The organism is Flavobacterium sp. HJSW_4, from assembly GCF_042436695.1.
In the GTDB taxonomy this organism is placed as follows: Bacteria; Bacteroidota; Bacteroidia; order Flavobacteriales; family Flavobacteriaceae; genus Flavobacterium.
Window position 1 is genome coordinate 60336 of record NZ_JBHNPP010000001.1, and the last position, 14308, is coordinate 74643.

The 14308-nt window shown below is 32.5% G+C and carries 12 protein-coding genes; 5 read left to right on the forward strand and 7 right to left on the reverse strand.

All coding sequences use genetic code 11. The features are described 5' to 3' along the window. Window positions 1-155: 155 nt before the first annotated feature. Both ACE01P_RS00325 and ACE01P_RS00330 read left to right on the forward strand, forming a co-directional pair. Window positions 156-1985 carry an ABC transporter ATP-binding protein gene (locus ACE01P_RS00325; protein ID WP_379692841.1) on the forward strand — a complete coding sequence of 610 codons (1830 nt, stop codon included), beginning with the start codon at window positions 156-158 and terminating at the stop codon, window positions 1983-1985. 129 nt (window positions 1986-2114) lie between these two features. Beyond that, window positions 2115-2816 (forward strand): DUF2971 domain-containing protein, encoded by a 702-nt coding sequence (locus tag ACE01P_RS00330; protein WP_379692843.1) that lies wholly within the window; start codon window positions 2115-2117, stop codon window positions 2814-2816. A gap of 113 nt (window positions 2817-2929) precedes the next feature. Here ACE01P_RS00330 and ACE01P_RS00335 read toward each other — a convergent pair whose 3' ends face one another. The 4 genes from ACE01P_RS00335 to ACE01P_RS00350 are packed head-to-tail and all read right to left on the reverse strand — an operon-like array spanning window position 2930 to window position 8476. Next, on the reverse strand, window positions 2930-3649 hold the full coding sequence (locus ACE01P_RS00335; RefSeq protein WP_379692845.1) for a hypothetical protein: 720 nt from the start codon (window positions 3647-3649) through the stop codon (window positions 2930-2932). Window positions 3650-3680: 31 nt separating this feature from the next. Further along, on the reverse strand, window positions 3681-4322 hold the full coding sequence (locus tag ACE01P_RS00340) for a hypothetical protein (RefSeq protein ID WP_379692847.1): 642 nt from the start codon (window positions 4320-4322) through the stop codon (window positions 3681-3683). Next, the gene (locus ACE01P_RS00345) at window positions 4319-6781 is read right to left on the reverse strand and encodes a TonB-dependent receptor (protein WP_379692849.1); all 2463 of its coding nucleotides are present in this window, start codon (window positions 6779-6781) and stop codon (window positions 4319-4321) included. Before ACE01P_RS00345 ends, ACE01P_RS00340 begins: the two co-directional genes overlap by 4 nt. 12 nt (window positions 6782-6793) lie before the next feature. Beyond that, complete coding sequence (locus ACE01P_RS00350) at window positions 6794-8476, reverse strand: M23 family metallopeptidase (protein WP_379692851.1); 1683 nt, start codon at window positions 8474-8476, stop codon at window positions 6794-6796. Between the two features lie 180 nt (window positions 8477-8656). On the opposite strand from ACE01P_RS00350, the gene ACE01P_RS00355 reads away from it, so the two are divergent. The 3 genes from ACE01P_RS00355 (at window position 8657) to rny (ending at window position 11014) form a co-directional block, all read left to right on the forward strand. Next, window positions 8657-8947 carry a hypothetical protein gene (locus ACE01P_RS00355; protein WP_379692853.1) on the forward strand — a complete coding sequence of 97 codons (291 nt, stop codon included), beginning with the start codon at window positions 8657-8659 and terminating at the stop codon, window positions 8945-8947. 4 nt (window positions 8948-8951) lie between these two features. Beyond that, on the forward strand, window positions 8952-9245 hold the full coding sequence (locus ACE01P_RS00360; RefSeq protein WP_379692855.1) for a cell division protein ZapA: 294 nt from the start codon (window positions 8952-8954) through the stop codon (window positions 9243-9245). Between the two features lie 209 nt (window positions 9246-9454). Then, entirely contained in the window at window positions 9455-11014 is a 1560-nt protein-coding gene (gene rny, locus ACE01P_RS00365; protein ID WP_379692857.1) for a ribonuclease Y, read from the forward strand. Between the two features lie 68 nt (window positions 11015-11082). Here the strand turns inward: rny and ACE01P_RS00370 are convergent, their stop codons facing one another. From ACE01P_RS00370 to ACE01P_RS00380, 3 genes are all read right to left on the reverse strand, one after another. After that, on the reverse strand, window positions 11083-12603 hold the full coding sequence (locus tag ACE01P_RS00370; RefSeq protein ID WP_379692859.1) for a PAS domain-containing protein: 1521 nt from the start codon (window positions 12601-12603) through the stop codon (window positions 11083-11085). Window positions 12604-12743: 140 nt separating this feature from the next. Then, window positions 12744-13640 carry a site-specific tyrosine recombinase XerD gene (gene xerD / locus ACE01P_RS00375; RefSeq protein ID WP_379692861.1) on the reverse strand — a complete coding sequence of 299 codons (897 nt, stop codon included), beginning with the start codon at window positions 13638-13640 and terminating at the stop codon, window positions 12744-12746. Window positions 13641-13720: 80 nt separating this feature from the next. After that, complete coding sequence (locus tag ACE01P_RS00380) at window positions 13721-14302, reverse strand: porin family protein (RefSeq protein ID WP_379692863.1); 582 nt, start codon at window positions 14300-14302, stop codon at window positions 13721-13723. Between the last annotated feature and the right edge of the window lie 6 nt (window positions 14303-14308).

A 14308-nucleotide genomic window follows, 5' to 3' on the forward strand; every position in this document is an offset into this window, starting at 1 on the left:
TAAAAGTAAATCAGAGTTTTTTTTATAAAAAAAACTAAAAAGAAATTGAAAACACCTCAATTGGATTAATTTTGTGCAGTAAAAATTACACGCTCAAAATAAACACCAAAATCCAAAAGAGCTGACAAACCAAAAAAATAATATCAAAAAAATAAATGAGTAATTTCAAAAAAATAGTTCCCTTTATATATCCGTATAAAAAATACGCATTCTTAAATATCTTTTTCAATATTTTGTATGCACTTTTCAGCACACTTTCGTTTGTTGCTTTAATACCGATGCTTCAGGTACTATTCGACAAAACCAAAGAAAATTATGCAAAACCTGTATACACAGGAATTTTACACATTAAAGAGTATGGAGAAGATTACTTGAGCTACTATATTACTACTTCAAAAGGAACTCATGAATCTGGTTATGTGTTATCTATAATGGTTGCCATAATCATCTCAATCTTTTTACTTAAAAACTTAGCCGATTATTTGGCGATGTTTTTCATTAATTTCCTTCGAAATGGTGTTTTAAAAGACATGCGAAATGCATTGTACAAAAAAACATTAGAACTTCCTTTGGCTTTTTATTCTGAAAAAAGAAAAGGAGATGTAATTTCAAGAATTTCTGCTGACGTAAACGAGGTTCAAAACTCCTTCTTAGCAATCTTAGAACTTATCGTAAAAGAACCTTTAACGATTATCTTTACGATTATCACCATGCTTATTATTAGCACTAAACTGACTCTATTTGTTTTTATTTTTATTCCGGTTTCTGGTTATATCATTTCATTGATCGGAAAACAGCTTAAAAAACAATCTACTAAAGCGCAGGAAGAACAAGGAAGATTTCTTTCTACTATCGAAGAAACAATTGGAGGATTAAAAGTTGTAAAAGGTTATAATTCTGAAAATTATTTTAATCAAGTTTTCCAAAATTCGACAGAACGTTTTTTCACGTTATCAAATAGTATCGGAAACCGCCAAAACTTAGCTTCTCCTGCAAGTGAATTTATGGGAATCACTGTAATTGCCATTTTACTTTGGTACGGAGGTCAGATGGTTTTAATTGATAAAACTTTAGAAGGCGCTGCATTTATCGCTTACATGGGATTGGCGTATAATATTCTAACTCCTGCAAAAGCAATTTCTAAAGCTTCTTACGGAGTAAAAAGAGGAAATGCCGCAGCAGAACGCGTTCTTGAAATTCTAGAGCAAGAAAACACTATTGTTTCTAAAGAAAATGCTATTGAAAAAACAACTTTTGACGACACTATCAGTGTGCAAAATGTAAACTTCAAATATGAAGAAGAAACGGTTTTAAAAGACTTTTCTCTTCAAATTAAAAAAGGGCAAACTGTTGCTTTGGTTGGACAATCTGGAAGTGGAAAAAGTACTATCGCGAATTTATTGACTCGTTTTTACGATGTTAATGACGGTGCTATTTCTATTGACGGAATCAACATTAAAGACATGAATCTGCAATCGCTTCGCAGCTTAATGGGATTGGTAACGCAAGACAGCATTTTGTTTAATGACACCATTAAAGCAAACATTTCTTTAGGAAAATTAGACGCTACTGACGACGAAATCATCGAAGCGCTTAAAATTGCTAACGCTTACGAGTTTGTAAAAGATCTTCCGCAAGGAATTTACACGAATATCGGAGATAGCGGAAACAAACTTTCTGGAGGACAAAAACAACGTTTATCTATTGCTCGTGCTGTATTGAAAAATCCACCGATTATGATTTTGGATGAAGCTACATCAGCATTAGACACAGAAAGCGAAAAATTTGTTCAAGTTGCACTTGAAAACATGATGCAGAATAGAACTTCGATTGTAATTGCGCACCGTCTTTCTACTATTCAAAAAGCAGATGTAATTGTCGTAATGCAAAAAGGGAAAATCGTTGAACAAGGAACTCATGAAGAATTGATCGCACTCAACGGAACTTATAATAAATTGGTAACGATGCAGTCTTTCGAATCGTAAGAAACACATCAAGCCAAAATAATTCTACACAGATTAAGGAAATATTAAAACTCAGTTTAATTTCTTTAATCTGTGTTTATTTTTATAACTTTAGGTTAGTTAAAGAATAAATCATTTAATCACACAAAAATGTATCTTAACAACCCAAACATTACACTTCCTGAAGATCCTAACACTGTAGTTTGGAAATATCTGGACTTATCGAAATTTCTAGATTTACTGCTTTCAAAAAAGCTTTTCATGTCTCGTTCAGACAAATTTGAAGATCAATACGAAGGCACTTTCAGCGAACCTACTTACGAAGAGATTAAAAAACTCGCTATTGACAATCCTGACTTTTTAAAATATTATAAAACCCAGCGCGAACAAGTTGCCATAAGCAGTTGGCATATCAACGAATATGAATCTTTTGCCATGTGGCAGATTTTTACTCAAAATAGCGAAGGACTGGCTATTCAATCAACAATTGGGAGATTGCAGAAAGCATTAAAACCCGAAAATAATTTTGACCAATATATCGGCGAAGTAAATTACATTGATTATAAGAAAGAATATATTCCATTTGATGATTTGTTCTTTCCGTTTTTATTTAAACGAAAAAGCTTTCAATACGAGCGAGAAGTCCGCATTATTACAGACACTTCAAAAAGTGACATCAAACTAAACGACGGATTAAAAATAAATGTAGACATTAATCAGCTAATCGAAAAAATATACATTCATCCAAAATCTGAAAACTGGTATAAAAAACTTGTAATAGAATTAGTTGAGCGTTTGGATTTTGGTTTTGAAATTGAAAAATCGGATTTAGAAAGTGATATTTTGATTTAAGATGCTGAGATACTAAGATTCTAAGATACTCAGTTTTCCTATTGTGACTTAAAAGAAAAACCGCGTAGAAAAATTTCTACGCGGTTTTTTTATCTGTAGCAGATCTTAGAAGCTTAAATAGGCTTATAACTTTTCACTTCCCATTTTTTCGAAGCCAAATCTATATAATTATAATGTAAAACATCGTTTTTATCAAACTGACCATTTTGGTTTGTATCTTCTATTGTTCTAAAATACAAACGGTTTTTAGATTCAATTAAATTCCAATCTACCAATTCTTCTAAATCTGCCGAAACTTTTGTGAAGTTCTCTCCACTGATATCGCTTAAGTATAAAGTTTTAATATCGCTTGTATCGATTTTTCCGTCTTTATTGGTATCTGAATCTGTTAGCGTGTAAACCATAACATTATTATGCGTTTTGTCAGCAACAGTTTTTAAATAAGTAGCCGTTAAAATCAAAACTGGTTTATCAGATAAAGGTCGGATAGAATCTGAATCTACTTTTTGGAATTTTAAATTCTGCAGATAACCTGTGATTTCATATTCGCCTAAATTAGAAATTGTAAAACTTACATCATTTACACTTGAAGTGCCAAATCTAGCTTTAGAACCTCTTTCAAAAACTCTTAAGTCCCCAACTGGATGAATTAAATAATTAGTTCCTTCCATTTGGATTGGCAAATCAGCGATTTCAATTTGAGTTGTATCGGCTTTAGTAATACTCACTTTATTTGAAGCACTGTAGCTTACTTTTGGTTTTTGAACTTCTTCTCGGCAGCTAATTACTGTTCCGACAAGTATTAGGGCGATATATTTAAAATACTTTTTCATCTATCAAGATTATATACGATTATCAAATATACTATTTTTGATTGTATTTTTTGTTTTTATTGAATTTTACTAAAGCAAAGATATTGATTAGAACAATTCCAAAATATCCTAAAAGAATAGGCCATCGCTGCTTTAAAAAAGAGATTTGAAAAACATTAAGTTCCTTTTCCCGATTTTCTTCCTCTATTAAACGTGAATTTCTTAAAAAATATTCTGTAGTTCCACAAACAAATCCACGTTTCTTTGGCTTAGCACTTGCAATTACATACATATAATTATTAAATAAAACATATGTTGGCACTTTTTCTTCAGAAACAATATCAATTACACTAACAAAAGTATCATAGTCCGTTTTTGGTCCAAATTGAACTTTTGCTCCATTAATAGTATCATATTGTTTGACTAAATCACGTGTAAAAAATCGTAATTCTTTTAGTTTTTGCTCTTCTTTTGATTTCTGATTATTGAAATTAAATATTTTATATTTTCTTAAATCCCCAACTCTATGCTTTTCAAAATCTTCTTTATTTGGAAGCCCAAAATCTAAAGCTCCATAAGTTTTAAAAGCCTCAATATTATCAAAATGGCACAAACAAAACAAAGGAATCAAAACCAAGGAAATCATTCCTGGAACGTAAAAAATCTTTTTTCTTTTTTCACGTTTTTCTATCACAACCTCGCATTTAACTTAACGTTAAAAACCCTCGAAGTCATATAATTTGGAATCGCATATTGATTTTTTGAATACACATCACGAACCCAAGTATTTGTAATTGCGTTTTGATTATTAAAGAGATTAAAAATTTCTAGCCCTAAAGACAATTCTTTAAAGTTTTTCAGCCAGCCTGTTTTTGTGTTTTGCGTACTGCTATCTACAAAAACTTTTGCAAAACCAATATCAGCTCTTCTGTAATCATTTAATCTATTTTGATACAAATACGGATCAGAGTATGCTGGCGCACCGCCTGGCAATCCAGTATTGTAAACCAAATTTAAGTACACTTTTACACTTGGAATATTCGGCATATAATCCTGAAACAGCATCGCAAATTTTAAACGCTGATCCGTCGGACGAGCAATATAGCCTTTGTTGTCGTAATTTTCTTCGGTTTTCATATATCCAAAACTCACCCAAGATTCAGTTCCAGGCACGAATTCACCATTTAATCTAAAATCCAAACCTTGCGCGTAGGCTTTTGCATTGTTGTTGGCAACATAACGAATACGAACATTATCAATAGAATATACGTTTACATCTGAAAGCGATTTATAATACAATTCCGTTACCCATTTAAAAGGACGATTCCACATTTTAAAATTATAATCGTTACCCAAAACAACATGAATTGCTTCTTGTGCTTTCACATTCGGATTCACGACTCCTTCCAAATCACGTAACTCTCGATAAAACGGCGGCTGATGATACAATCCTCCAGAAATCCTAAAAACCATATCACGATCCCAATCTGGTTTTATTGCAAACTGCGCACGCGGACTTACCACAAATTGCGTTTTTCCTTCTTCTATAGCTCCAGAAACATTCCATCCCTGAAAACGCGCTCCCAAATGATACCAAATTTGGTTTGAACCAATTTCCGATTGCTTATTCCATTGTGTATAACCTGAAATTCTATTTATAGTATTAAAATTTGTCGCACGAATATTTTGATATGGCAAAAGTGGACCAGTGTAAGGCGTGTAAGGTTCGTTATTTTTTGGAAGCTCTAAAGGCGGATTTATAGAAAATCCTGCAGAATCGATTACCTCCCATTCCACTACTCGATCTCGGATCGATTCTCTAGTGTACTTTAAACCAAATTCTAACTGGCTTTCTTTCCAATCTTTAGTTCCTTTCAATTCGATATTTGCGATTAAAGCATCTAAATCATTTCGAGCATGATTCAATTGAGAACCAATTCCTCGTGTAAAATCAATTGTAGATGCATTTTCTGGATCTTCAGCATTTACACTTCCTAAACGGTATTGAGCCAAAATATCGAAATGTTCTTTTTCTTTAGTATGAAATAAAGATCCTATTAACTTTAAAGTCAATGTAGGCGAAGCTTTGTAAGTCGTTTTTAAAGCTCCGAAATAAGTATCATATTGATCTTTTTCTTGTCCGTCATAATAAACCGCAAGTGCCATTGGCTGATCTACTGTTCCAAAATTTGTTTGACGCACCAAAGGCTCATACGAATATTTATTCTGAGAAATATTTCCTAAAAAGCTCATTTGCCATTTTTCAGAAATATCATAATTTACATTGGTTTGAATATCAGCAAAAGTCGGTTTGTAATTTGTCTCCGTATCTTGACTATTTACCAAAAGACTGTTATTTCTGTAACGAACGCCAGTTACGGCAGACCATTTTTTATTTTTAGAAACTAAATCAACCGCCGCGCTTCCTCCTAGAAAACTTGCCTCAAAAGCAGCTCCAAATTCTTTTGGTTTGCGATAAGTAATATCTAAAACAGAAGATAATTTATCTCCAAATTTAGCCTGAAATCCGCCGGCAGAAAACTCAACATTTTGAACTAAATCTGTATTGGTAAAACTTAAACCTTCCTGCTGTCCCGAACGAATTAGAAAAGGACGATACACTTCTACTTCATTTACATAAACTAGATTTTCATCGTAATTTCCGCCGCGCACCATATATTGCGAACTTAATTCATTGTTTGAATTAACGCCAGGAAGTGTTTTTAGAATATTTTCAATTCCAGCATTTGCACCTGGAATTTTCTTTATGGTTTCAGTGTCAACAGACGTAATCCCTTGAACTCGCTTTCTATTTCCAGAAGAAACGAAAACTTCGCCCATTTGTTCCTCAGAATTATTCATAATCGGATTAAAAACAAAAATTTCATTTGTTTTCAAACTAACCGTCAAACTCATCATTTTTAATGAAACATGAGTAAAAATCAAAGAAACTTTTTTGTTTGAAGGAATTACAATTTCATAAAAACCATTTGAATCAGATTGCACAAAAGTGTCCTGCGAAGAAACATTCACACCCGAAACAGGATGTTTCTCTGCATCCAAAATCAGCCCTTTAATTCGAGCGTTTTGAGCTAATGCAATGCAGCTGAAAAATAAAAAGAGAAAAGCGAATGTAAACCTATTTTGACTCAAAGATTTTGGGTTTTATTTTTTTTGACTTCTAAAAAAACGTGTTTCAAAGATAGTAGTATTTCCTACATTATCAACTACCTCAATTTTTAAAACATTTTCTCCTTCCGCCAAATACTGATCATCGAAAGTATGTGTAATTCTTCTAGCTTTATTTTCATATTCAAATAAAACCCAACTTCCGTTTAAATAGCCGTTATAAGATTTTATTCCCGACAAAGCATCGCTTATTGTAAGATCAATTTTCTTTTGATCGCTGATCCATTTTCCTTCAACAGGTTTTGCAATTTTTATAACAGGCGCAATCGTATCTAAAACTAACCCATATGCACCTAATATTTTTGCTTTGGCAGTAAAAACATCACCTTTTCTGATTGTTCCGTTATGACTAGTTCCTTTACCTATATAAAGTTTATCTCTTAATGATTCCGGATAAGTGGAGTCTTTTATCGTAATTGTAAAATTAGAATGTACAGGAACTGTATCATCATGAATATAAACTTTGTTATTTTTTACATCAAAATTCATATTAAAATCTTCGTAGAAAGTTCCCGCTGGAAAGAAAACAGACATATTGTCTTTTTCAAAATTAGCATCTCTATTGTACTTGATAAAATATTTTCCGCTAACTGGCTCTGCCTCGACAAGTGGTGTCGCAGCATCAAACTCAATTGGAACTGTAATTGAATTCATATTCCCAAAATAATCTGAAACTTCAATTTTATAATTTGAAGTTAAGTTCGGTTCAGCTTTTAAAATTCCACGAAGAGAATCTGTTTTGATAATGCTTAACGCAAAAGGCGTTTTCATAAAAAGCTTCTGCACGCGCTGTCCAGACTTTTTATATCGTGAATAATCAATAAAAGCATTGATATAACGCATCTCATCAAAAGAATACGTATTAAACTGACAATTGTAATTCTGATTTCCGTTTAAAAAAGTCGAAACATTAAAAACTCCATTTTTGTTATGCGAAACATCATCCGTATCTACAGCATTGATTCCGAAACCAATTTTTCCGTTAGCTTTTATTTTAGAAGCCAAATACGTTCCATCTTTTTGAAGCGCCATATTAACCAACAAAGGCTGTTTTGAAAGATTTACAGTCGAATTATCTAAAGGATAAACATACAAACTCGACAAAGTAGGCTTTTTAGTATCTTTTAAATTTTGGTCAAAGCCAAAGAAAATCGGATTAATAACAAATTCTGTTTTAGTATCTCTTATTTCGAAATGAAGATGAGGACCTTCAGAAGAACCTGTATTTCCAGAAAGACCAATTATGTCTCCTTTTGTAACAGGAAGTTCATCTGGTTTTGGAAACATTTCAATTTCATACGCCTTTTCTTTGTAATGCGTTTTTTTCACATAATCTAAAATTGGCCCAACCGGTGTTTGCAAATGTCCGTAAACTGAAGTATATCCATTTGGATGTGTAATATAAATACATTTTCCGTTTCCATAAGTCGAAATTTTAATTCGAGAAACATATCCATCCGCAATGGCATGAACACTCAAGCCTTCTCTTTGATTGGTTTTCAAGTCAAAACCAGCATGAAAATGATTAGGTCTTAACTCTCCAAAATTACCAGAAAGTTGCATTGGAATATCTAGTGGAGGGCGGAAATAGTCTTTAGGATATTGCGTTTGAGCAAATATAAAATTACAAATTAAAAGGGTAAAGGCAGAAAATCTCATAAGCAACATTTTTGCTAAGATAAAGAAAAATACAGCAATAAAAGCAAGAAAAAACTTATAATTTTACAATTAATTGAAATACATCTATTTATCTATTTTAATGTAAAAAAATCGATAAAAAATTGCATTAATAAAAAGGAATATTAACTTTGTATGATTAAGTAATGAATAGGATGTATAATGAGTGTAATTGCAGAAATAATTGATACTCTTGAATATAAAGTCGAAAAGCTTTTTGAGAAGTCAAAAAGTTTGGAGCAAAACAATCAAGTATTACGATTAGAATTAGCCAAAGCTGCGCAAATTATCCAGAAACAATCTGAGGAAATGGAAACTTTGAAAAAGCAAAATGAAACACTTAAGATAGCCAATTCGTTGCTTGGCAGCGACAATAACAAGAGAGAGACAAAGCTTAAAATAAATTCATTAATTCGCGAAATTGATTACTGTATAGCACAACTATCAGATTAACAGCATGGACGGAAAGCTTAGAATTAAAATATCAATTGCCGACCGCGTTTACCCACTTACGGTTGAACCCGCTCAGGAAGAAGGACTTAGAAGTGCTTCTAAAAAAATTGATGTCATGATAAAGCAATTCGAAGAAAATTATGCAGTTCGTGACAAACAAGATGTTCTAGCAATGTGTGCATTACAATTTGCATCGCAAGTAGAACAAAAACAGATAGATAATACAATCGATGGAGAAGAAACTATCGAAAGAATTAAAAGATTAAATACGCTTTTAGATCAATATCTCGAAAAATAAACGTTCTTTACAGAAACTAAGATACTGCCTACATTAGTTCACAATTGGTAAACTCAACACTAACAATTTAGAATGAGCAAATCGTCGCTACTATAGTATGCCCTCCATTTGGCTGGGAAACTTGAACAGTGAGTTAGCTCAAAACTTGTCTTTACGAGTTTATACAAGCAATTAATGTAGGCTTTTTTTATATATAAACCCTAACAAACATGGACATCATAACGATCATTATTGGTATTGTAGGTATTGCAGCAGGATTTGCAATAGCTAAAATTATCGAGAAAAGTAATATTTCAAACCTAATCAAAAACGCTAAAAAAGAAGCAGCTTCTATCTTAAAAGATGCTAATTTAGAGGCAGAAAATATCAAAAAAGATAAAATTCTTCAAGCAAAAGAGCGTTTTATTGAACTTAAATCTGAGCACGAACAAGTTATTTTAGCACGTGATAAAAAAGTTGCTGAAGTAGAAAAACGTGTACGCGATAAAGAATCTCAAGTTTCTAATGAACTTTCAAAAGCTAAAAAAGTAAATGACGAATTTGAATCTAAAACTGCTGAATACAATAACAAAATTGAAGTTTTAGACAAAAAACAAGCTGAAGTAGACAAACTTCACAAAAGTCAACTACAACAATTAGAAGTAATTTCTGGTCTTTCTGCTGAAGAAGCAAAAGAACAATTGGTAGAAGGATTAAAATCTGAGGCAAAAACTAAAGCAATGTCTCATATTCAAGATACAATTGAAGAGGCTAAATTAACGGCACAACAAGAAGCTAAAAAAATCATTATCAATACAATTCAAAGAGTTGGAACTGAAGAAGCGGTTGAAAATTGCGTTTCTGTTTTCAATATTGAATCTGACGATGTAAAAGGACGTATTATTGGTCGTGAAGGACGTAATATTAGAGCTCTTGAAGCTGCAACTGGAGTTGAAATCATTGTAGATGATACGCCAGAAGCAATCATTCTTTCTTGTTTTGATCCAGTTCGTAGAGAAATCGCTCGTTTGTCTTTACACAAATTAGTAACTGACGGACGTATTCACCCTGCGAGAATTGAAGAAGTTGTTGCTAAAACAGCTAAACAAATTGATGACGAAATTATTGAAGTAGGAAAACGTACTGTTATCGACTTAGGAATTCACGGTTTACACCCAGAATTAATTAAAGTGGTGGGTAGAATGAAGTACCGTTCTTCTTATGGACAAAACTTATTACAGCACTCAAGAGAGGTTTCTAAACTTTGCGGTATTATGGCTGCAGAATTAGGATTGAACGTTAAATTAGCAAAAAGAGCTGGTTTATTACACGATATCGGGAAAGTGCCTGATACAGAAAGTGATTTACCACACGCACTTTTAGGTATGCAATGGGCTGAGAAATATGGCGAAAAAGAAGAAGTTTGCAACGCAATTGGAGCTCACCACGATGAGATTGAAATGAAATCTTTATTGTCTCCAATTATTCAAGTTTGTGATGCTATTTCTGGAGCTAGACCAGGTGCTAGACGTCAGGTTTTAGATTCTTACATTCAACGTCTAAAAGATCTTGAAGATGTAGCTTACGGATTCAGCGGTGTTAAAAATGCTTATGCAATTCAAGCCGGTAGAGAATTACGTGTGATTGTAGAAAGCGAAAAAGTTTCTGATGATAATGCTGCAAACTTATCTTTCGAAATTTCACAAAAAATTCAAACAGAAATGACTTACCCTGGACAAGTAAAAGTTACAGTTATTAGAGAAACTAGAGCTGTAAATATTGCTAAATAATCTAAGGAAAACATAAATAAAATAAAGGCTGTCAATTGACAGCCTTTATTTTTTATCTCTATTTAGTTTTACATATCATTAAAAACGATTTTAAAGCTTGTTCCCACTCCTACCTCACTTTCTACTTCAACAGTTCCTTTCATTGCTTCAATTTGATTTCTTGTAATATACAATCCTATACCGCGAGCTTCCTCGTGTTTATGAAAGGTTTTATACATTCCGAATATTAAATCACCATAAACCTTCAAATCGATTCCGAGACCATTATCTGTAATTTTAAGCGATTTAAAGCCTTCTGGTTCAATTGCAAAATCAAAAGTAATTACCGGATTACGATCAGGATGCGCATATTTGATCGCATTTGTTGTAAAATTCAACAAAACACTTTCCATATAAGCCGGATTAAAATTAATCGTCAAATACTTCGGAACATTGTTTACAATCGTTACTTCACGCTGTTTATCATAACCTTTGATTGTCGAAATCGTCTTTTCAATATATTCACAAAGCTTCAAAGGAACAACTGCAATATTTATGTTACTCTGCGTTTTTACAATCTGAGTAAGATTTAGAATCGTTTCATTCAGATCATTAGAAACAGCACGCAAATATTCCAGCATTTCTGTTACAGTCTGTTTATTGACATCAGCATCAATAAGATCCAAAATCGATTTGATATTTCCGGCTTGCGTATTCAAATTATGCGAAACAATATGAGAAAAGTTCAACAAACGACTATTCTGATCACTATATAATTTCATCGTTTTCATAAGCTCCAGCTCTTTTTCTTTTTGAGCTGAAACATCTGTATGGGTTCCAATTACGCGTAAGGGTCTTCCGTTTTCATCACGTTTAATCACTTTGCCTCGGTCTAAAATCCATTTGTAGTTGCCGCTAGAAGTCATCACACGATGGTAATTTTCATAAAATGGAATCTTATTGTCAAAATGCTCATGAATATCTGAATAGTATTTTGGAAGATCATCAGGATGCACAATTTTATCCCAGCGCTCTGGATCATCAAAAACATCAGCTGATTCTAGTTCTAAAATTTTGAGAGATAATGAAGAGTAAAAAACACGATTCGTAACCATATCCCAATCCCAAATTCCAGCCGTAGAAGCATCTAGAGCGAACTGAAAACGTTCTTCCGAGATTCTGAGTTTTTCTTCTTTATCTTTTAATTCGGTAATATCTGAAACATGACCGTAAAAAATCACATTTCCATTTGTTGAAGATTCTGTTTTGGAAGAAACCTTAAACCAGCGAAGTCCTTTATTAGGAAGGAGAGCTCTAAATTTTACATCCCAAGGTTTTATTTCTTTTCTGGCTTTAACTAAAGATTGAAAAAAATGTTCACGATCCTGTGGTACAATTCGATCGTAAATTATAATCTTTATATCATTTTTAAAATCTGCTGCAGAGAGCTCAAATATTTCATCTGCCGATTTACTTACAAGGGGAAAGGTGTAATTATTATCGACATCAATCACAAATTGAAAAAGCAGGTCGGGCATTTCGGCCAATAATTTTTTGTAAAAATTATTTACCTCTAAGCAATCATCATTTCCATATAAATCAAAAACCATATACTACTTTTTTATGTAAATAAGATATTCAGAACTTATTCGAAAAAAGCAAAACAAGCTATATTGTTTTAGTGCTTTTTATTTGTTTTAACACAATATTAAGAATTTCCTAAATAAAAAACGCATAATACGGTAAAAAATTACTTTCTGGGATGAAAACTATGCATTACTTCTTTTAAAAAACTGCGGTCTAAATGCACATAAATTTCTGTTGTGGTAATAGATTCATGTCCCAACATTAACTGAATCGATCTCAAGTCAGCTCCATTTTCAAGCAGATGTGTTGCAAAAGAATGTCGTAATGTATGCGGACTTATACTCTTTTTGAGCCCCATTTTTTGCGCAAGATCTTTAATAATAGTAAAAACCATGGCACGAGTTAACTGATTTCCTCTTCTATTCAAGAATAAAGTATCTTCAGCTCCCTTTTTTATATTGAGATTACAGCGTACAGCATTCTTATAGATATCAATATATTTTTGGGTTAATGCTCCAATCGGAACAAATCTCTCCTTATTCCCTTTTCCTGTAATTTTAATAAATCCTTCATCAAAAAAAAGATCAGAAATTTTAAGTGAAACCAATTCAGAAACCCGTAATCCGCACCCGTATAAAGTTTCGAGCATAGCTCTATTTCTTTCTCCTTCATTGGTACTCAAATCAATTGTTTCAATCAAAGCATCGATTTCCTGAAGCGATAAAGTATCAGGTAATTTACGGCCAGTTTTTGGCGCTTCTATTAATTCTAAAGGATTGTCATTTCTATAATCTTCAAAAACCAAATAATTAAAGAAACTTTTAAGCCCAGAAATAATTCTTGCCTGAGATCTTGGATTTACTTCTTTAGCAACCGCATAAATAAATTGCTGCAATGTCTCTTCGGAAATCTTTATTGGCGAAACATCAATTTGATTGGTTTCTAAAAAAAGACATAAACGTTCAATATCAAAGCCATAGTTTTCGATTGTATTTTTAGACAAACCTCTTTCTATCCTCAAGTATGACTGATAATCTTTTATATATCTGTTCCAATTCATATTTACAAAGTAAGTAATTTTTTGGCATAAAAAAACCTTCCGTTATCGGGAAGGTCTTTAAAATATTTTTAAAATTCTGATTAGAATTTATATGCTAAAGAAAGCTGTAAATTGCTGTTTTTTGCACTATTATAATAATCATCTGAATTATCAATATCATTATCAGAAATTGGAGATAAACCGATAGTATAACGAAGGCCTACAGAGAAATTTTCAGTAAAGCTATATCCCGCTCCTAAATTAAACCCAAAATCAGTCGATCTAGTGTAATCTTTAACGTCTTCACCATTTCCTTTAGCTGACAATAAAATTCCAAGTTGAGGACCAGCTTCTACATTGAATTTTTTATCAACGATGTAATACTTTGCTAACACAGGAATGTTTAAATAATTTAATTTAAGATCTCCATCAGATCCAAAAGGTCCATCAAATTTAGCTCCTTGTGCAGAGTATAAAAGCTCTGGCTGAATATAAAACTTTTCAACTACATGTATTTCAGCTAAACCACCTACATGAAAGCCTACTAGTGTTTTATTATTGTCTACATCTCCTCCAACAACATTTGAAATATTAAGACCTCCTTTTACTCCAAACCTTGTTTGCTGTGCATTTGTAAATGCAAAAGCCATAATTGCAATGGCAGATAAAATAACTTTTTTCATTCTAAT

What these genes read in the sequence shown, in the direction of transcription:
- xerD (WP_379692861.1), bottom strand. Translation starts at nt 13,640, where the DNA reads ATGAATTGGAACAGATATATAAAAGATTATCAGTCATACTTGAGGATA.
- ACE01P_RS00370 (WP_379692859.1), bottom strand. Translation starts at nt 12,603, where the DNA reads ATGGTTTTTGATTTATATGGAAATGATGATTGCTTAGAGGTAAATAAT.
- ACE01P_RS00325 (WP_379692841.1), top strand. Translation starts at nt 156, where the DNA reads ATGAGTAATTTCAAAAAAATAGTTCCCTTTATATATCCGTATAAAAAA.
- rny (WP_379692857.1), top strand. Translation starts at nt 9,455, where the DNA reads ATGGACATCATAACGATCATTATTGGTATTGTAGGTATTGCAGCAGGA.
- ACE01P_RS00335 (WP_379692845.1), bottom strand. Translation starts at nt 3,649, where the DNA reads ATGAAAAAGTATTTTAAATATATCGCCCTAATACTTGTCGGAACAGTA.
- ACE01P_RS00355 (WP_379692853.1), top strand. Translation starts at nt 8,657, where the DNA reads ATGAGTGTAATTGCAGAAATAATTGATACTCTTGAATATAAAGTCGAA.
- ACE01P_RS00380 (WP_379692863.1), bottom strand. Translation starts at nt 14,302, where the DNA reads ATGAAAAAAGTTATTTTATCTGCCATTGCAATTATGGCTTTTGCATTT.
- ACE01P_RS00350 (WP_379692851.1), bottom strand. Translation starts at nt 8,476, where the DNA reads ATGAGATTTTCTGCCTTTACCCTTTTAATTTGTAATTTTATATTTGCT.
- ACE01P_RS00330 (WP_379692843.1), top strand. Translation starts at nt 2,115, where the DNA reads ATGTATCTTAACAACCCAAACATTACACTTCCTGAAGATCCTAACACT.
- ACE01P_RS00360 (WP_379692855.1), top strand. Translation starts at nt 8,952, where the DNA reads ATGGACGGAAAGCTTAGAATTAAAATATCAATTGCCGACCGCGTTTAC.